Annotated in this window: 16 protein-coding genes; 6 read left to right on the forward strand and 10 right to left on the reverse strand. The window is 52.5% G+C overall.

Annotation, left to right across the window (positions count from 1 at the left end; translation table 11 throughout):
• Positions 1-163: 163 nt before the first annotated feature.
• Together AB1287_RS10115 and AB1287_RS10120 are read left to right on the forward strand one after the other, a co-directional pair.
• Positions 164-346: a YfgG family protein gene (locus tag AB1287_RS10115; RefSeq protein ID WP_409438217.1), complete on the forward strand. Its 183-nt coding sequence runs from the start codon at positions 164-166 to the stop codon at positions 344-346.
• Between the two features lie 103 nt (positions 347-449).
• On the forward strand, positions 450-1,760 hold the full coding sequence (locus AB1287_RS10120) for an MFS transporter (RefSeq protein WP_312625046.1): 1,311 nt from the start codon (positions 450-452) through the stop codon (positions 1,758-1,760).
• 130 nt (positions 1,761-1,890) lie between these two features.
• On the opposite strand, the gene AB1287_RS10125 is transcribed toward AB1287_RS10120, so the two are convergent.
• Entirely contained in the window at positions 1,891-2,643 is a 753-nt protein-coding gene (locus AB1287_RS10125) for an SDR family oxidoreductase (RefSeq protein ID WP_435617679.1), read from the reverse strand.
• 95 nt (positions 2,644-2,738) lie between these two features.
• On the opposite strand from AB1287_RS10125, the gene AB1287_RS10130 reads away from it, so the two are divergent.
• Positions 2,739-3,659 (forward strand): AraC family transcriptional regulator, encoded by a 921-nt coding sequence (locus tag AB1287_RS10130; protein ID WP_435617680.1) that lies wholly within the window; start codon positions 2,739-2,741, stop codon positions 3,657-3,659.
• 224 nt (positions 3,660-3,883) lie between these two features.
• Here AB1287_RS10130 and AB1287_RS10135 read toward each other — a convergent pair whose 3' ends face one another.
• The 4 genes from AB1287_RS10135 to AB1287_RS10150 are packed head-to-tail and all read right to left on the reverse strand — an operon-like array spanning position 3,884 to position 5,544.
• The gene (locus tag AB1287_RS10135; RefSeq protein ID WP_435617681.1) at positions 3,884-4,384 is read right to left on the reverse strand and encodes a DUF2514 domain-containing protein; all 501 of its coding nucleotides are present in this window, start codon (positions 4,382-4,384) and stop codon (positions 3,884-3,886) included.
• Positions 4,381-4,860 carry a lysozyme gene (locus AB1287_RS10140; protein WP_435617763.1) on the reverse strand — a complete coding sequence of 160 codons (480 nt, stop codon included), beginning with the start codon at positions 4,858-4,860 and terminating at the stop codon, positions 4,381-4,383. The genes AB1287_RS10135 and AB1287_RS10140 overlap by 4 nt, the downstream gene beginning before the upstream one ends.
• Positions 4,860-5,153 (reverse strand): phage holin family protein, encoded by a 294-nt coding sequence (locus AB1287_RS10145; protein WP_435617682.1) that lies wholly within the window; start codon positions 5,151-5,153, stop codon positions 4,860-4,862. Before AB1287_RS10145 ends, AB1287_RS10140 begins: the two co-directional genes overlap by 1 nt.
• Positions 5,140-5,544 (reverse strand): putative holin, encoded by a 405-nt coding sequence (locus AB1287_RS10150; RefSeq protein ID WP_435617683.1) that lies wholly within the window; start codon positions 5,542-5,544, stop codon positions 5,140-5,142. The genes AB1287_RS10145 and AB1287_RS10150 overlap by 14 nt, the downstream gene beginning before the upstream one ends.
• Before the next feature lie 163 nt (positions 5,545-5,707).
• On the opposite strand from AB1287_RS10150, the gene AB1287_RS10155 reads away from it, so the two are divergent.
• A complete protein-coding gene (locus AB1287_RS10155) occupies positions 5,708-6,745 on the forward strand; it encodes an acyltransferase family protein (protein ID WP_435617684.1) in 1,038 nt (345 codons plus the stop codon).
• A gap of 33 nt (positions 6,746-6,778) precedes the next feature.
• Here AB1287_RS10155 and AB1287_RS10160 read toward each other — a convergent pair whose 3' ends face one another.
• Positions 6,779-9,130, reverse strand: a complete 2,352-nt coding sequence (locus AB1287_RS10160) for a hypothetical protein (protein ID WP_435617685.1) — start codon at positions 9,128-9,130, stop codon at positions 6,779-6,781.
• Between the two features lie 195 nt (positions 9,131-9,325).
• On the opposite strand from AB1287_RS10160, the gene AB1287_RS10165 reads away from it, so the two are divergent.
• Complete coding sequence (locus AB1287_RS10165; protein WP_435617686.1) at positions 9,326-9,586, forward strand: hypothetical protein; 261 nt, start codon at positions 9,326-9,328, stop codon at positions 9,584-9,586.
• A 317-nt stretch (positions 9,587-9,903) separates the two neighbouring features.
• The gene (locus AB1287_RS10170) at positions 9,904-10,605 is read left to right on the forward strand and encodes a Bro-N domain-containing protein (RefSeq protein WP_435617687.1); all 702 of its coding nucleotides are present in this window, start codon (positions 9,904-9,906) and stop codon (positions 10,603-10,605) included.
• A gap of 40 nt (positions 10,606-10,645) precedes the next feature.
• Here the strand turns inward: AB1287_RS10170 and AB1287_RS10175 are convergent, their stop codons facing one another.
• From AB1287_RS10175 to AB1287_RS10190, 4 genes are read right to left on the reverse strand one after another with little or no spacing between them, the layout of a single operon-like run.
• Entirely contained in the window at positions 10,646-10,954 is a 309-nt protein-coding gene (locus AB1287_RS10175) for a hypothetical protein (RefSeq protein ID WP_435617688.1), read from the reverse strand.
• Between the two features lies 1 nt (position 10,955).
• The gene (locus tag AB1287_RS10180; protein WP_435617689.1) at positions 10,956-13,721 is read right to left on the reverse strand and encodes a hypothetical protein; all 2,766 of its coding nucleotides are present in this window, start codon (positions 13,719-13,721) and stop codon (positions 10,956-10,958) included.
• A complete protein-coding gene (locus tag AB1287_RS10185) occupies positions 13,721-15,310 on the reverse strand; it encodes a hypothetical protein (RefSeq protein WP_435617690.1) in 1,590 nt (529 codons plus the stop codon). Before AB1287_RS10185 ends, AB1287_RS10180 begins: the two co-directional genes overlap by 1 nt.
• Positions 15,310-17,847 (reverse strand): hypothetical protein, encoded by a 2,538-nt coding sequence (locus AB1287_RS10190; protein WP_435617691.1) that lies wholly within the window; start codon positions 17,845-17,847, stop codon positions 15,310-15,312. Before AB1287_RS10190 ends, AB1287_RS10185 begins: the two co-directional genes overlap by 1 nt.
• Positions 17,848-17,849 lie beyond the last annotated feature (2 nt).

A 17,849-nucleotide genomic window follows, 5' to 3' on the forward strand; every position in this document is an offset into this window, starting at 1 on the left:
TACTTCAGGCGATATTCTCACGCCCCAGTTGTGCTACCCGGCACCGGATTTGCACAATTTTTACCCAATTGTTAATTGACCCTGCTGCCCCGCTGTGCCTTAATAGGCCCATCGCCCGAATCGGGCATTTTTAAAGGACCCTTCAGTGAGCCAGGCAACTCCTATGCGCAAACGACACCAGTTCAACAGCCGCATGACCCGGATCATTATTCTTATCAGCTTCCTCTTTTTCGTTGGCCGCTTCATCTATTCTTCTGTGGGCGCCTGGTATCACCACCAGGATAAAAAAGCCGCGCAGCAGTCAAGCCAGGTCACTGAGCCTCAGGTGCGTACCGGGCAAAACTAACCCTGCCAAACGCCTCTCATTGTCCGTTCCTGAATTTGCATCCTGCGGAAAAACCAAGCACGATGGTTTGAACCCGTAATGACATGCCAATACAGGGATCCGTATGAAGAACGTGCTCAACGCTTTTCTGCCGCTGTACACCACCACGCTACTGATGCTGCTCGGCTCCGGCCTGCTGACGACTTACATCTCGCTACGCCTCGCCCATGACGAGGTGAACGGGACGATCATCGGGGCGATCACCGCCGCAAACTATCTGGGGCTGGTGATTGGCGGCAAGGTCGGACACAACCTCATTGCCCGCGTCGGACATATTCGCGCTTACGTCTCCTGCGCAGGGATCATCACCGCCTCGGTCGTGGGCCACGGGCTCAGCGACTTTATTCCCTTATGGATTTTCCTGCGCCTGGTAATTGGCCTTTGCATGATGTGCCAGTACATGGTGCTGGAAAGCTGGCTCAACGATCGCGCGGAGCCGTCTCAGCGCGGCACCATTTTCGGCCTGTATATGGTGGCGACCTACCTTGGCCTGTGCGGCGGGCAGATTATCCTGATGGCGGCCGCCGGAACCAGCCCTTCGATGCTGCTGATCGTGGCACTTTGCTTCGCTCTTTGTCTGGTGCCAATTGCGCTTACCACCCGCACCACCGCCCAGCCAATGTCGCCAGCCCCGATGGAGCTGGGCTATTTCTTTAAAGCTATACCGAAGCTGCTGGCTGCAACGCTGGTAATGGGCATGGCCGCGGGCGCGTTTTATGGCCTCGCGCCGGTGTTTGCCATTTCAAAAGGGCTGACTACCCAACAGACAGGGCTCTTTATGGGCGTAACTATTTTCGCAGGGATGGTTTCACAATTCCCTTTGAGCTGGCTGTCTGACCGCTATGACCGTCAGCGCCTGCTGTTTTACACGGCAGTGCTTTTCGCGCTGGCGTCTTTGCCGCTCTCCGTCCTGCCGCATTTAAGCTTCTGGTGGCTACTGGGAATAGCCTTTGTCTCAAGCATGGCGATGTTTTCGCTTTATCCACTCGGCGTGGCCATTGCTAACGACTACGTTGATCCGCAGCGGCGCGTCTCGCTCACCGCCTGTCTGTTAATGGCATTCGGCATAGGTGCCTGCGTAGGTCCACTCGTCACCGGTGCGGTGATGCAGCCTTTCGGCGGAAACGTGCTCTATTTCTGCTTCACGCTTTGCGGGGTAACTATTGGGGCGATCAGCTGGATCAGAAAGCGTCAGCCCGAAATTATCGTCGATGCTCCCCTGCCTCACGTGGTCATGCCCGACAGCCTGACCTCCTCACCGCTGGCCGCTGTACTCAACCCGACGCTGGATGAAGAGGTCATTCAGGAAGTGATGGTGGATACCCCAAATGAAGCGCAGGAAGAGGAAGGCGAGAGCGCAGACAGGGTAGCCTGAACTTAGCCGTCAGGCGCAAAGGCGGCATTATTTAAAACTCCCCGACGACAATCCGGGGAGTGTTTCTATACAGGTTCAGGCTCATTCAGGCATAACCAACGAACTCTTAACCCCGGCGTAATCCGCCAGGCTAACGCCCGGCTTCGGCCATCCACTGCTCTGCATCCGCGCCTGCGGGAATACGTAACGGAGCAGAAGGATCGGTTGCCGCACGCCATACCGCTTCGGCAACGTCCACAGCGTGGGTCACAGGGCCACTCTCATCCTGCACGCTGGCGATAAACTGCTGGAACAGAGGCTCATAGTCCGGATTGTCTGTGCCATGCAGGTGCGAACGAGCGTTCGCGCTAAAGTTTGTTTCCGGCGAGCGACCGGGCAAAACGATATGTGCTCGCATGCCAAAGGGCGCTATTTCAACCGCCAGCGATTCAGTCATGGCGTTTACGGCCGCCTTGCTGGCCCTGTAGACACCAACAATCGGCATCGTTTTGAGCGTGACCGTAGACGTCACGTTAATAATAACGCCGGCCCGGCGCTGCCGCATCTGAGGCACGACGGCCTGGATCATCGCCAGCGTCCCCACCGTATTGGTCTGAAACAGGGTCTGTACTGTCTCGGGGGCCGTAAGCTCAATTGGCGACGCCGCACCAAGCCCGGCGTTATTGACCAGAACATCTACGGGACCGGCGGCATTCACGGCCTGCGCAATGCTGGCAGGATCGGTAACGTCGAGTCTGAGCAGACTCAGCCGATCCGAAACCGGAAGCATGCTCGCATCAGGCGTCCGCATCGTTGCAACCACCTGCCAGCCTTTTCTCAGAAAAAGGCGGGCGGTTTCCAGACCAAAGCCGGTTGAACAGCCGGTAATCATTACTGTAGGCATAATCGTCTCCACTAAAAATGAACGATTCCATAGTAGCGACGGCAATATGGACTGACTATAATCCATAGTCCCTTTACTTTAGCCAAAGTCCTGAAATGATCACCACCGATCCGCTGGCGCAAATCGTCACTCTGCTGCAACCTGCCGCTCGTTTTTCAAAGCTGGTGGAGTGTGGCGGCACGTGGCGAACTCACCGGGAAGCCACCGGAGAACCCTTCTATTGCGCAATCCTTGAGGGAAGCTGCCGCATAAACTTCGGCGGAGTGCAGCAATTCGATCTCCACGCGGGTGATTTTGTACTTGCACCGGCAATGCGGGAGCTGATTAGTAGCAGCCCTGACGCTCCTGCGGAGATACCCTCAACGCTGCCCGTACGGATCAGCGAAGGACACTTTCGCGTCGGATGCCAGCACGACCCGGTCGATGCGCGCATGGTCATCGGCCACTGCAGCTTCGCTGCGCCGGATGCCGCCCTGCTCGTTTCTCTTCTGCCGGAAGCGCTACTTGTACGTGACAGCCCCCGGCTTGCCACCCTGATACAGCTCATCGGTGAGGAGTCGCGCCAGCAACGGTCGGCAAAAGAGCTGGTACTGGAGCGACTGCTGGAAGTGCTGCTGATTGAAGCTCTCCGCTGCGGAACGGACACTGCAGCCGCGCCGGGTCTGATCCGGGGCCTGAGCGATATTCGACTTGCGGCCGCGCTTCGCGCGCTTCATGAGCGTCCTGAACACCCGTGGACCGTTGCCGAACTGGCTTCGGCCGCTTCGCTGTCACGTTCGGCCTTTTTTGAGCGCTTCAGTCGTATTGTTGGACAGAGGCCAATGGAATATCTGCTGGCATGGCGCATGGCGCTGGCAAAACAGCTGCTGCGCACGCAGGAACCTGCCATTGAGCAGATTGCCGCCCAGGTGGGCTACGGCTCGGGAAGTAGCTTTAGCGTAGCGTTCACGCGATACGCGGGCTTGTCCCCTCGCCAGTATATGCGCAAGACAGCAGCCAACACGCCGGAGCCATAGCCCGGTGAGCCTTAACGCTAAAAAACAACGCTGTTGATAGCCATGTCCGCAAGGCATATTTTCAGCAGGCAATAAAAAAGCCCGCCGTCAGGCGGGCTTCAGGGTCTTAACGCAACACCCTGGCGATGGGCTTATTCCCACTCAATTATTTACGAAGAGCATAACTAATTGAGTAAAAACAATTTTAATGAAACCACTGAATAACCGTACCGTTTTATATACCGTCACCGGGAAACTGTGCCCTGCTTCATCAGTGAATCATATTGCCTTTCGCAGACTCTACCGGCTTCGGCTGCCCGGTCAGCGTAGTCTGCCAGTTTTCGGTTTCTTTCGAGAGATTGGCTGAGCACGTCGGCAAGCAAAACTCCGGTGTCTGCGGCTGACGACCCAGCGCCGACAGAGTCGTTATACTGCCTGAGCTGCTCGCGGATGGCAACGAGCTGCTGCTGCAACCTGCCAGCGCGAGCGGCAGCGTCAGCAGCGTCAGAGCGCGCCTTGTCAATCCTCTGCTGTGCTTCACGTTCATCGGTAGCCTTCTCCTGTTCGTTGTGTTGTTTAGCCCTGGCGTCTGCATTCTTCTGATCTGCCTGCGCCTGCGCATACCCGGCGTTATATCGGTCAGTGCCGTGGTTTATCCAGACCGCACGGAACCCAGCCACCAGCGAGGCGGCGACCGCAAGAGCCAACAAGGGCTTCCAGTACGCCTTCAGGATAGCGGCGATCATGCTGCGGCCACTCCCTTTTTAATGGCTTCGGCACCGGTGGCATCACGCCACAGCCACGACTCAGCTGCGCGTCGACGGATCAGCCCCTTCATCACCCGGCCGCCTGCTTTGTTCCAGCGAGCGAACTGCGCCAGCGCCAGATCAAAACGTTTGTTGTTCACCATCTCCAGCAACGTGGAGTTTTTCAGCGCCGTCAGGCCAACATTAAACGCAAAGCACACCAGCGCATCGAACTGGCCCTGCTTAAGTTCAACACTCACCAGAGAAGACACGCCTTCTTCAAAACGTTTGAGGTCTGCCAACAGAGCGTCATCTGCCTGCTTTTGCGTCCATACCAGACCCGGCTTAACCTCCCGTCCGGTATGGCCCCAGCCTATTGTCCACGGCGCGCCACCGGTGCCTGGATCCGGATACGCCTGAAGTTTGCATGACTCAAAGTTTTTAACCACGGCCAGGCCGTTTGCGGAAATCTTCATCATGACCTCGATATTTTGAAAATCTGCACGACATTCCCGCGCGTCTTCAGCACTGCGGCCAGCAGCACGCCGTAGATAACGACTTCAGGAATTTCTGCGGATATGTGGCGGTGAGTAAAAATTGAATAGGCTGTCTGGATGGTGATGGTGGCCGAGGCGACGATCAGGATATACGCCAACAATCCTCCCCACCAGCGGTGACGGGAACCGTTTCTTTGAAACGACATAACGCGGATGGCGATGCCCAGGCAAATTAGCGCCTTGGCGATAAGCAGCAGATCATGACTTGTCATCGTCTTTTCTCCCCGGAATAAACTCGCGTGGATTGTCGGAACGGTGATAAAGCCAGATGCCAATGCGGACAGCTACAATAGCCGACACAAATGCCCCGGCAGACCAGACAATCCCTTTCTCGAATGAGTCCTGGGTTATTGTCGGGATCATGCTAGCGACGCCGATCAGGATTGAGGCAGTGGGCTTATAGAAAAGTAAGCCGCAGAGGAAGCTGAGCAGTGAAAGCAGAAGGCGCCGACGGATAGGATACTCAGTTGCAGAGGTAACAAATATTACCGCGCCCATCAGCGAACCGATAGCCACTTCCGGAGGAACCCCAGCAACAACCGCCGCCAGCGCACCATAGCTAAGCCCCTGATTAATTGAGCCAACTGTTAGTGATGCCGACATAATAACCACCGTATACAGAGCATAATGAACCCCCTTAAGTTGTGAGTTCATGATACATCATAATCCATATATGGATAGATATGTCTTGATTTTTTGACATTGATTACACTTCACGTATCAAACATAATCTAATGTAACTCTCGGTAGCCTAGCTGATGAAACAATGCCAATTAAAGAGATGCATTTAATGGAAAATAGAAACAATTCATTTGACATAATCAGACTCATAGCAGCTTTTATGGTTCTTTATTCCCATCAGTTCTCTTTATCTGGGCTTCAGGAACCTATTTTCTTAAAGTGGAATAGCCTTGGATACATTGCAGTTGCTATCTTTTTCAGTATTTCTGGTTATTTTATGCCGAAAAGCTTCGGAAGGTCTGATAACTTCATTAGGTTCATAATTAAAAGATGCAAAAGAATATTTCCTGGATTATTTGCATGCTCTATTTTCATGTACTGTTTCATAGGAGTAATCTTTAACACAAATTCAATATCGGAGTATCTGTTATCTGGAGATGCTCTGACCAAAGTGATTCGTAACTCAGTTTTTATACAGGAGCAAGTACCAGGTGTTTTTTCAAACTTTAAATATAAAGAAATAATTAATGGTAGTTTATGGACGCTACCTATCGAATTTACCTGTTACATCTTGATAGGTTTTTTTCTTTCTATTTCAAATTCATGGAAATCCCCCGCAATACTATTATTAACATCAGTGATCGCCACCATTGCATTGAACTATCAAACTGATCTATACGCTTATTATTCAGTTCCGTTTAAGTTCCTGGCTTTATTTATGATACCATTTTCATTGGGCTCCCTGCTTTCTTTCACCGAGTCGTCATGGTGGAGGTATAGATTTAAAATTATAGCAGTGTCATTTTTAATGCTTTTAGCTACAAATGCGAAACCTGAAATTCAAATAATCGGCCTCTTATGCGTTACAACTATAACCATTATTTCTGGATTATCAATTAAAGACACTGTTATCAATGGAAGGTTTGATATTTCTTATGGTGTTTATATTTATGCATTCCCTGTCCAGCAGATCATGATTAATTTAGTAACTCACGATTTTTATTTAAGCCTTCTGATTTCATCTGTATGCACAATCATACTTTCATCTATATCATATAGATACGTTGAACGCCCATTCTTAACGAGAAAAATGAAAAGCGATATAAAACTGGAATTCAACTAATCCATATAATGGAGGGTACGCCCTCCATTATATTCATGGAACTATATATGTATAATCATCTTTCTCTCTTAAGGTCTCTGCATAAGACTTACCATTAGACTTGTAGCAAAGACCAAATTGCCCTCTATTCATCCTGAATGCAGTAACATACGTTGTCATAGCTGCTGTTGCGGCATTGCCAATCTCGACTGCAATAAATGACTGGGAGCTATTTGCAATTTGGCTTGATACTGTAATTGTTACTTCCTGCCAAGAAGGTCCGGAATCAATAGTTCTAAGATCTAGCTGAATGCGGGTGCTATCGGGATTGTAGATACTTGTTTTAACAGTATTAGTGACAGCCGTCGATGTATTTATTAAAAACTGTATAGTCACATATTCATAGTTGACCAAATCAGCCCTTGGGAATTCGAAGTATACAGTGCTTTGGGTGTTAGCAGCAGAAGCCAAAGAACCAACATATCTTGCATTTCGCAAGTCTGCTCGTGGAGAGCCGGACCCAGTTCTATTGAACACGGCAGCGGCTGTCGATTTTGCATACCATCCTGGTGCAACAGCCGTTGAAGAGTTAGCAGGTACGTTAACAGTGCTATTATCCATGTATACCAAGTCAGAATTCAACGCTGGAATATCCTGACCGTACATGTCAGTAACATTGACATAATTTGACGTAAGAGGAAGCAATGCTGCATTAGGGGCGATTATTCGACCAACGATTACTTTCTGGAATGCCAAATCATTAACGGCAATTAAAGGTTGGATAAAACCGGTTGTTGGAATATTGGAAATAAATAACTCATCAACTCTCACTTCGTTAAGCAAAACCTGAGAGTTACCCACGGTAATGAATTTATTAGTGTTGCGGCCATGGAAGTTGCTGTAAACATTCTGAATGACTATGCCGTTGAAAACGTTTGACCCTACCCTAGCAACATCATCACCGATTTGTATAACGACCTGCCCACCTTGGGTAAGTTCATTATATAGAGTATGTATGTTGGCATAAGATGATGGCCATCCGAACTTGACTGCAATCAGTCCATTCTCACTTGCATTATCATGAATAGCTGCATGAACGCCAGAGGTGTAAAGCATAATTCCACCCTGTCCTGCTCCAAGCCATTTGCAGCGATTCTGGGTAAAGACTAAGCGACTATTCCCAGTATAACGATCTGCTTCCACCCCGCCATCATCAACACATTTACAGAAATTACCACCCATATCTAGGTAATCGGCAAAGGTGTTACCTCTGACAATAGGCCACCAGTTTTGTGCTTTAAAATTAATTGCATACTTTGTTGGCGAGCCATTGTTTATGATTCTGTTATTTTCAATGGTTGCAGTATGTGATGTCCATGGTTCGAACGCAACGATCTCTGGAGTGCCACCGATGACTGTTAGGTTTCTCAGCTCATAACTATCTTGGGACCAGAATGGGGAGCTTCCAGATTGATCATCTCTTCCGAAAGTAAATAGTACTCCATTCTCAACATTTTGTGGGTCGCTACTAAATCTGAAATCAACATGCACTGGGGTCTTAAAGGTGTAGTTTTCTAACTGCTGGCCATCTTCAAAAATTGGAACCCAGTGCTTGTTCCCAGAATAGCTAAAAGGTGGAATTTCTAAACGTTCATCAAGGCTGATTATGCGACTGAAATCCACGTCATGTCTTTCAAGCGCACTATCTACAGTTTCAGACCCATAGCCAATTAGCTCTGCACCGGTTGGCTTTGCCAGCTCTATCAGTACGTCAGACGCAGAACCAGATTCAGGAATAACCATAATAGGGTTGCCTGAATTGTCCATAGCTACAATTTTGTTTTTACGTTGCTCGATGCCCGGTAGTTCAGGGATCAGTTCAGGGGTTCTAAGCGTGTGCCCGAGATTTGTATTAGCTAGGCTATCGACATAATTTTTGGTTGCTGCATCTTGTGGTCGTGACGGGTCACGTAAATTTCGAATGTAATTGCCCAGAGCATCGTAATAATTTGCGATGAATGACGGTTTGCGCAATGCCAGACTGAACCAGCTACGAACCTGCTGGATCAGCATTGTCAGCTTATCAAATGCGTCCTCGTGCACCTCAGCAAAAAACTTGCCCTGGTTGCGGAGATCTGTTTCCTGCGTCACCGGTAAGTCGCGAGAAATTGAGATCTGCCATCCGCTTGCAAGCGCCGATGCCAGAGTGACAGACCCGCCAGAATAGCCACCAGCGCCGGTTACTGTGTAATCCGTATCCAGCACCAGTACAGTTATGTTTTCATCCAGATCCACAACCTGAACGACCAGATCGCTTTTGGTGAATATTCGGAAGGTGTATGGGAAAGAGGTTGTAACTCCATTCCCAACGTAATCGTTGTGGTCGACTTCGGTAGAAACCGTCATGTCATATCTCCAGAGGTGGCAGCGCCCACCGCGTCTGCACATCACTCCATTCTATTACCCAAAAATCCATATATGAATTGATTGCAGAGTAATCAGGTGATTTATTACCTTTCAGGTAATTCGCATTGCGTGCTGGATAGTGTTTCGAACTTTTGCTACTGTACATAAATACAGTTGTCGCATGGAGAAAACGAAATGCAGCGCCAGTATCACCACCCTCTGGAAGATGGATATGAAGAAAGAATACACACGCCGGGAGGCGTCAGATCCCTTATTGAAGAATCTCAGCTCATGGAGTTGCTGCGAGAACTACAGAAAGACGGGCATGATGTTAGCGGAGCGGCGGCAGAACTAGCTGCCCTGGTGAACTACGTCACCAGCTCTCAGATGTCGCTGCGTGATGTTCAGATGCACCTGGATTACTGCGTGGAGCAGGTTCGACGGCAAACCACATAGGCTTTATTTTGGTAACAAACACTGATATTATTACCAAATAGGTAATTTTACTTCACCTTTTTCTTGTGCCATAGTGATCAGGCGCTGGCAAAATCCAGTGCCGGGATTGGTCTCCCGGATTAACTAAGTGGCGCATACCACGCCAGTCGTGGTTTTTTTATGCGCGTTGCACAGCTACAACCAGATATGGTGGGCTGGGCAGGGGTCCGAAAGGACGCCGGTACCACTTAGGCCGGTAAGACCAACTCTGTTCAGTTCACCACCAGCAAGATTGGTCTCTTCGGTGGTGATAAATTTCACTAAGTGGAGATTTCCTCATGGCAAATTCTCAAGCAGCAGTATTCAAATTCGAGTCAAATGATGCAATCCGTTCCGTGTTGATAGACGGTTCACCTTGGTTTGTCGCCCAGGATGTTTGCACCGCCCTTCGCATTCAGAACGTAACCCAAGCACTAGATAAACTTGATGATGATGAAAGGTCTATGCTCAATATAGGGCATGAGCACCGTTCAATTTTTGACAAGCGCGTTAAGGAAATTAACATCATCTCAGAGTCTGGCCTCTACACTCTGATCCTGCGCTGCCGCGATGCCGTAACGCCGGGCACCATTCCTTACCGTTTCCGCAAATGGATAACCGGTGAAGTGCTTCCGCAGATCCGCCGGACCGGTAGTTACGTTCGCGAAGAGCTGTCACCGGCGGATAAAGCACAGAAGGTAGTCGCCAGCTTTATGCCGGCCATTCTGGAAGCGATGAAGGAAGGCGATAAACAGACTTACAACTACCCACTCAAGCCAAATTACCATGAGCATATCTATTCTCCAGAAGGCGTTTTAGGACTGACAGAACGCTCTCTGATGATGAGCATGCTGAACCAGATGCAGAAAGATGGGTACGACGTTTCCGGCGCGGCCGCTGAGTTCACTACAATGCTGAGCTACATCGTCGGCGTCAGCAAATGCCTGAGCGACATTCGCACGCACGCGCAGTACATCACCAAAAACATAGCTGGGTTCTGATATGAAAAAGGCCGCTTCGGCGGCCTTGTGACATGTCACGCTAACTTTTGCTTAGCTTTTCATCCATCGCGTACTTTATTCCAGCCTCTTTACCTTGAGCTTTCATATCAGCAATAAATTTAGATTTTGCTTCAGCACTCGCGCTCATGAATGGGGCGCTACTTTTTAGCACTTCTCCCAATACACTACCGCAGGAAGTAACAGCAGCAGAAGCAATGGATTCAGCGGATTCGTTGGTCTTACTGTATTTGATCACATTGTCTTTAATGCATTTGTAATACGTACTTGCAGGAAGATCCGCCTGTGCCAAAAAAGGAAGTGCAATTAAAAACAAAAACATTTTCTTCATATTAATTCCCTACCGCTTTCCCTAAATCCGGCGCGCGTCGCGGCGCAGTATCTCCAGGCTCCCACCAGCTGGTAGTGTTGAACTCACGCTGAGCCCGGTCCCTTACCCTGTCGTTGTAGCCAGGGTTCGCCATCTCCTGAAGCTGTTGCAGGATCAGGTGATTGGTCACCGCCTTAGCATACCAGAGGTTGGCAAACGGGGTTATCATGCGCGCCGTCTTCAGCGCGTCGGCGCCGAAAGACGTTTCCTCACCCTGCAATGCTTTTTGGGGATTGGTCACCAGTAACTTTGTCAGTTGCTCAGCAAAGCTTAGCACCGGGCCGCCCAGCGTGGCCGCAATGCTGGAGCCATACTGCGTGTGGTCCTGGAAAAGGAAATCACCGTATATGCCGAATGATCCCCCTTTCAGCAGCGCCTGTATCCATGTTGTAGGCTTCGTCATATCGAGCGGGTCATTGCCGGTTAGCAACGAGTTCATCTGGTTAGCAAACATGCCTGCCAGTGTCGTTCCCGCGATATAGGATGCAAGAAACTTAATTCCCGGCACACGATCAAGATCACGGGTGCGGTTAACAAGTTGGCGGAACCCGGCAAATGGGGTGGTTTTGAACAGCATGAAGCTTTTAACCAGCTGCCCGGCATCGTCGCGGGCATAAGTGTCCAGCCCGGTTGCCGTAGTAATGGCACTAGTCATCTCACCATGGGTTACACCCAGCAATTTTTGCGCGGCTTCCGCCCGGGCGTTACGCACCATGCGCGCCACGGTCTGCTCAGCCTCTGCGTCGAATGCTTCTTTCAGTCTGGTGCGGCGCTCCTGTGGTATGTCGCCCAGCGCCGCCAGCGCGGTTTCGCTCCCGGCGCGCACCTGCGCTATACGGTCAGCAAGGATGGAGTGGATCGCTTCATCCGGAACGGCGTAGATAGCATCAGGTGTCATCCCCATGTGTCCGGCGGTCGTCATTGGTCGCAGGTCGGCGGCGGCCATGATGGCCCAGTCCTCGTTGCTCCAGCCTTTACTGGCAAGTATGGTCTTGTCGGATCCTTTGACTTCATCCAGGGTCTTGTATTTGCGACTGAGCTCGCCAATGTTTTTATACATCAGCAGGCCGAAGGAAGCTTTATTGGCCCGGTCCATGGCAATCAGTCCAGACCATTTCAGTGTTTTCTCGGCGAACCAGCCAGTAATTCCCCGTGACAGGTCAAAACCGCCCATCTTCGATACGACCGCAGCGTGTGAGTCCACCAGAAGGCCAAGCTCTGCATTCGCTCGCCGGGCGTCGCCGCTGAACAGGTTGCGGATGGTGTTGGCAGATAGCCGCATGCCGCCGCGGGAGAACCCAAGCGCCTGAGCGTTGGCGCGCATAATCGCCTGATCGCTGGCGGCGGTAAGGACGCTGGTGCCGAGCATGGCGCTGGTCATCAGATTACGCAGGCCTCCTACCGCCGAAGTGAAGACACTTGATTCCTGCGTGCCGTTTAATCCGGCCATCGAGTTGAACATGCGATCGACCATGGTTCGCTCGCTGTTCATCTTGCCGACATCCTTGCCGCTGGTGACCGCACGCTGATAAATGCGATCGCTGATGAGCCTGAAATTATTGGCCGCGTCCGGGCCGAACGCCTTCACCACTCCAAGGTCGCGGGATGATGACTGCAGGTGCGACATCATCACTCCGACAACTGGTTGCTCGGTATAGCGGTCCATGTACGCAAAATGCGATTGTGCATCTTTAAACGCCATGACCCTACTCTGTGAACCGCGATTTTTAATGCCACCAGTACCCATGAATGCGCCAGGATCAATTTTATTTGCCCCGTCGGTGGCCTTTGTTTCGTAGATGGCCTCCAGCGCCTGACGGTATTCAATATCGTTCATTGGCGAACCGTCAAGGTTCACATACTGCGATCGGTCCTGCGTGTTGTAGACGTCATCTACCCATGCCTGTTTGGCAAATTCTATCGGCGGCTGGCCGCCTGATAACCGCGCCTTTGCCTGCTCGGCGGCAGGAAGACTCGCCAGCCACTCATCGCGCCCGGCGTTGCGGATCAGATCGGCATCGTCCACATACGGCAAATTCCAGTTATCACGCAGGCCAATATCAAAACCGGCATCATTCATCTCCTGCCGGGCCCGGCTGGTGACATCGCTCCAGACTTTGGCGATATTTTTCGCCTGCGGGTTGCCGGTGTCTTCCCCGTAAATCTCCTTCAGGATCTGCAACTGGCCGGATTTCGCCACGCGCTGATCGAACAGGCTACGGAACCTCTGCTCTCCCAATGCTTTGCTCTGCTCGAAAAACTTCTGCACCTCCGGACCGGCCTTCAGCAGCTCGGCGCTGAGCTGACGTGACCAGTCCTGATAAGCGCCTGTTGCCAGCTCTTCAGCTGAAGTGACGGGAACATCTGTATCCTCGGTGAATAATTTTGTTTTGCGCCCGGCAAAGATAAACTGGCTAAGGTTCTCCGGAGTCTGCTTATCGGCCGGGATCGCCGCATCAAGCGTGTCGGTGACTTTTGCCATGGCGATCGCATTCTGAGCCAGCCGCTGACGCTTTTTGTAGACGTCATGCACAACGCGCTGGCGCACCAGTTCGGCGGCATCCATGTAGGTTTGAGCATCCGGGATCCCTGTTTTGCCATCACGGGCATTATTGCGGCTGACCTGGCGCACGGCATCCTTGAGGCGGTCCTCGATATTCTTCAGTTCGTCAGCTTTTGGCTGGCGGCCCAGTGTCTGGGCGATGGCTTCAACACATGCCTGTTTCATTATGGATTCCTCAGGAAGCACGCCGCCGCAACGGAGTAAACTTTCGACTCGCTTTTGGCGGTCTGGATCTGTTCGTCAAAGTCTGCCAGCACATCAGACAGCTTCATCTGTTGCCCCGTGTCAGGGTGCGTAACGGTCAGGTCAGGATTGGCTGTCGCCATATCGCGCGCAACCATAAGGTCATAGCTGTTTGACGATATGGCCTGACCGGAGTCAGGATCAATGCTCACCTGCCCGGCATCTTCATCAACTCGAGAGAATGCGCTTTCGCTGCGTGGTGCCTGCGACTCTCTGATAACTTCGCGCGGCGATTCGTAGTGCACGCCATTTTCATGGAAAACTTGCTCCATTGCATGGTACTGCTCGTTCGCCGACTCCAGCATGCCTGGTCTGGCAGGACCATCCAGCCCGCGCGCCTGCATGGCAATGTTAACAGGCTGTCCGTCAGACAACTGGCGGGCGGCCTCATCCATAGCAGCCACATGGCTGTTAATGCTCTCATTTGTGCCGTGCAGCACCGGGGCCGACTCAATGTCGTAGTACAGGCCTTCATTAAGCGTATGAGCTGCATCGATGTCGCTTGGTTTAATGGCAGGAATGTCCGGCGGTGCGGCAAGTTCTGGCACAGGTGCCTGAGCATCAGGTCGCAACGGTGTACCGGGCTCATCAGTTACTGGCACAGCTTCAGTCGTAGGAGATGTCTCCATGGTGGTATCTGGAGAACTCTGCACCTCTGGCGCAGGGATCGGTGACTCAGCATCAATCGGGTTAACGGCATCAGGTGCCTGAAGCTCTCCAGCAGCATCACCACGTGCTGACAGGTGATGAGCCACACCGAACGCCCCGCCCAGCACCGCATCAATCATGATTGCCTGACCATCCCATACACGGTACTGCTTAGCCATATCGGAATAGCCTTTCGCTTCCAGCGTTTCACCAACGGAGAAGCGATTTAAGCCACCAAACGCGGTATTGATGCCAACTCCGGAAGCTATGCGGGTCAGCAGCGTTTCACCGAGCGCAGCTGGTAATGCCATCCCGGCGGCGTTAAACGAGCTTTGCTGGGCTGCCAGGTTTCGCGCTGTGGCCTCATCGACCCCCTTAGCCCTGAAGTCCTGGTATGACTGTTCGTAGGTTGAACCGAATGCCGTCGACGCGCCCAGCACCGGGCCGCCGGCGATGGTTGCCCCAATGGCTGGCACAAACTGACCAAGACCATTCAGCACTTCAGCGGCTGTTCCCTGGCTCGCCGGGTCAGGCTTCACATAAGCGCGGGCATCCTTAAGCGTGCTGCTCAGGTCGTCGTAGGTTTCATTCAGCTGCTTATCGGCATCCGGGAACATCACTCTGAAAATGTTCACCGTCGGCGCAACAGCATCCGCCAGCGCCGGGTCGCTGATCAGCCTTTTGCTGAACCCTACCGCCGACTGCGCCAGACCTGTAGCGCCCTCAGCAACACCGCGCGGGAATGCAGAAACCGAACCCTGATACCAGGCGGGATCATAGTCTTCAGGCTTCGCGGGATTTGCCGCCGTCTTGTCGTCAGTCCATGCCTGTCCTTCCGGAGCCAGCGTAAACACATCCGCCATTATTCAACCCTCACAACGATAGCCTGTCCTGTTTTCGGGTCTGTCGCCCAGCGCCCGCTTCCGCTGACCATTCTGTAATAATTATTCCCGATATTCACGGGAGTAAAGTTTGATGCGGCGTTAACATTCAACCCGGCATTTTTCAGCGCCTGCTGTGCAGAAACGGTGTAGCGATCTTTGAAAGTGCTTTTGTCCATGCCGAAAGGCATCACCACGTCACCGCCGTTAAAGTCCTTATACACGCCACCAGTCGCCATCTGAGCCGCCTTCTCCACTACGTCAGAATTGGCCGCATCCGTGCGCGACAGGCTGCTATCGCCTGACTGATAGGCAATGCCAGCGTACGCCGCCTTAAACAGGCTGTAGCTCATCTGGCGAGCCTGGGCGTTGTAGGAAAACGAATTGCCAACCGCATCATCAAATGCCCGTTTCAACTTATCGTCGCTCGGCAGTTGCACAGGCTGAATGCCTGAGTCCTTCATTGCCTTCGTCGGGTTGAGAAGTTGATCGCCGGCAAGGATGGTTTTTGACACGTCATATTTGTTCATGGTCGGCTTATAGCCGATGAATTGATCGTACGAAATGGTGGGGTTGCGGTTGTCGTACTGATTATCAGGCGTGCCCAGCAGCAGAGCAGAATAGGCAGTCGCCGCATTGTTTGGCGCAATCGCGCTGGCCACCTGCCGCATAGCCGCCGGTGGCAATGTCTGGCCCATGCTCTGAAGAAGGCCGATTGTCTGATCCACGCTCTGCGTGCCGCGCACCTGCTGCGCCAGTGTCGCCGCCTCTTCACTGGAAAGAATAGGAGCATTGATTCCGATATTCTTCAGTCCTTCCTGCGCCGAAAAACGATTGGAGACTTCCTTTGTGATGTCCTGCGGGTTGTTCGATGTCAGCGGTTTATAGGCACCAAGATCCACAGCTGCATTAAACGGGTTGTTCGTGCGCTCGGTGATCACCTTTGTGGCCGCCGCCGTTACCTGGTCAAACAACTGAGCGCGCGACGCATACCCTTCTCCGGTTTCGCCAGCGTCCGGACGCAGCTGATTAACGTAAGCGGTAATGCTGCTGGTCGGCATAGTGCGGAACGAGCCGATATACTGCCCGGCAATCTGCGTGTTTTTAAACTCGGTGTAGCGGGCGTTGCCCTCCCGCATACCGTAGGCAGCCATAAATTCAGCCTGGTCTGGCGGATTCGGGAATTCGACGCCACGCATGTAAGCGGCTGATGCATCACGCACTCGGTCATCAATGCCTGATTTAAACTGCGCCTGCTGCTGCTTGCGCATCTGGTCTGCCTGTCGCAGGAACGTCGCCTGAGCTTCTGGCGATGCTGCGTCGAAAGCTGCATTTCCGGTATAGCGCTTTCCGGCAGTTGGTAGCTGTGACAACCCCAGCGCCGCACTTACACCGCTGGAGATCTGATCTTTACTGTAGGGCTGGCTGCCGTTCTCGTGTTTGATGATGGCGGCACAGAGAGCATTCAGCGTGTCAGGGTTTGAAGCATCTATCTGCTGGTCAGGCTGCACGCCGAGCTGCGCGCACACGGCGCTGATATAGGATGCAGTGTCGTTGTTGTCCTGCGGCGGTGCCCAGCGGTTGATGATGTCGTTTACCGTGTCTATGCCCTGGCGCTGGTAGGACAGCAGGTTGCGGCCCAGGGCGCGAATGCCATGCTCCGGCGTTTCGAATTTAGCAAACCGCCCATCACTGCCAGACTGTCCTACCCATGGGTTAGAGGCGCTGGCCTCCAGATTGCCTGGGTTGTTGTTACGGATCCCTCGCGCCCCTGCTCCACCAGCAGTATCAGGAGTGTCGGCAACAGCCCGGCGGGAACCGGCAATCGTATCGCTTAGCTCACCATTGCTTTCGATGAATGCCGATGAGTTATTGGCTGCCCACTGCGAAAGGGCGCTGTCGGCAACCTTCTCTTTAAACTCTACCTTCTTCGCGGCAACCTGCTCAGGGCTCCAGCCATGCGCTGCGCCGTAGTCGTCGATCTGCTGGAACGTCTGCTGATTGGCTGCGACGTAAGATGCATTGTCACCATACATCGCTGCGGCATTTTTCCCGCTATTTAGCAGCGTGGCCTGGAACTGTCCTTCCTCGTACGCATTAAGTTGCCCTACTTCGTGCCGCCCGGCCTGTGCGGTGAACTGAATGCGTTGCTGCTGCGCCTGCTGCATAAAACCGGCACGGGCAGACTCCGGCAGATTCATCGCCAGTTCCTGAGCCTTCATATCGAATTGCTGGGTGTACTCCTGGCCTTTGCCAAGCGCATTTTTCCCCTGGAGAGTCAGCAGCCCGGCATCGGGATTCGTCATCAGGTCGCTGGCGGTCTGGCTGAGCTGCAACGATGCATCCTGCGACATGGCAACATCGGCACGCTGCTTGGCCTGAGCCAGAACTCCAACATATTGCTCACCGACGTTTGCCAGCGCATCGCCCATATTCGGCGTATCGAACGCCTGGAAGCCCTGAGTTGAAACGCCACGGCTCTGCACCTGCCGCCCGGTTGTGGTTGGTACTACTGGCATGA

It is taken from the genome of Scandinavium sp. UTDF21-P1B (assembly GCF_040750395.1).
Lineage (GTDB): Bacteria > Pseudomonadota > Gammaproteobacteria > Enterobacterales > Enterobacteriaceae > Scandinavium.

What these genes read in the sequence shown, in the direction of transcription:
- AB1287_RS10115 (WP_409438217.1), top strand. Translation starts at nt 164, where the DNA reads ATGCGCAAACGACACCAGTTCAACAGCCGCATGACCCGGATCATTATT.
- AB1287_RS10120 (WP_312625046.1), top strand. Translation starts at nt 450, where the DNA reads ATGAAGAACGTGCTCAACGCTTTTCTGCCGCTGTACACCACCACGCTA.
- AB1287_RS10165 (WP_435617686.1), top strand. Translation starts at nt 9,326, where the DNA reads ATGCAGCGCCAGTATCACCACCCTCTGGAAGATGGATATGAAGAAAGA.
- AB1287_RS10175 (WP_435617688.1), bottom strand. Translation starts at nt 10,954, where the DNA reads ATGAAGAAAATGTTTTTGTTTTTAATTGCACTTCCTTTTTTGGCACAG.
- AB1287_RS10130 (WP_435617680.1), top strand. Translation starts at nt 2,739, where the DNA reads ATGATCACCACCGATCCGCTGGCGCAAATCGTCACTCTGCTGCAACCT.
- AB1287_RS10180 (WP_435617689.1), bottom strand. Translation starts at nt 13,721, where the DNA reads ATGAAACAGGCATGTGTTGAAGCCATCGCCCAGACACTGGGCCGCCAG.
- AB1287_RS10150 (WP_435617683.1), bottom strand. Translation starts at nt 5,544, where the DNA reads ATGTCGGCATCACTAACAGTTGGCTCAATTAATCAGGGGCTTAGCTAT.
- AB1287_RS10185 (WP_435617690.1), bottom strand. Translation starts at nt 15,310, where the DNA reads ATGGCGGATGTGTTTACGCTGGCTCCGGAAGGACAGGCATGGACTGAC.
- AB1287_RS10170 (WP_435617687.1), top strand. Translation starts at nt 9,904, where the DNA reads ATGGCAAATTCTCAAGCAGCAGTATTCAAATTCGAGTCAAATGATGCA.
- AB1287_RS10160 (WP_435617685.1), bottom strand. Translation starts at nt 9,130, where the DNA reads ATGACGGTTTCTACCGAAGTCGACCACAACGATTACGTTGGGAATGGA.
- AB1287_RS10135 (WP_435617681.1), bottom strand. Translation starts at nt 4,384, where the DNA reads ATGATCGCCGCTATCCTGAAGGCGTACTGGAAGCCCTTGTTGGCTCTT.
- AB1287_RS10155 (WP_435617684.1), top strand. Translation starts at nt 5,708, where the DNA reads ATGCCAATTAAAGAGATGCATTTAATGGAAAATAGAAACAATTCATTT.
- AB1287_RS10125 (WP_435617679.1), bottom strand. Translation starts at nt 2,643, where the DNA reads ATGCCTACAGTAATGATTACCGGCTGTTCAACCGGCTTTGGTCTGGAA.
- AB1287_RS10190 (WP_435617691.1), bottom strand. Translation starts at nt 17,847, where the DNA reads ATGCCAGTAGTACCAACCACAACCGGGCGGCAGGTGCAGAGCCGTGGC.
- AB1287_RS10140 (WP_435617763.1), bottom strand. Translation starts at nt 4,860, where the DNA reads ATGAAGATTTCCGCAAACGGCCTGGCCGTGGTTAAAAACTTTGAGTCA.
- AB1287_RS10145 (WP_435617682.1), bottom strand. Translation starts at nt 5,153, where the DNA reads ATGACAAGTCATGATCTGCTGCTTATCGCCAAGGCGCTAATTTGCCTG.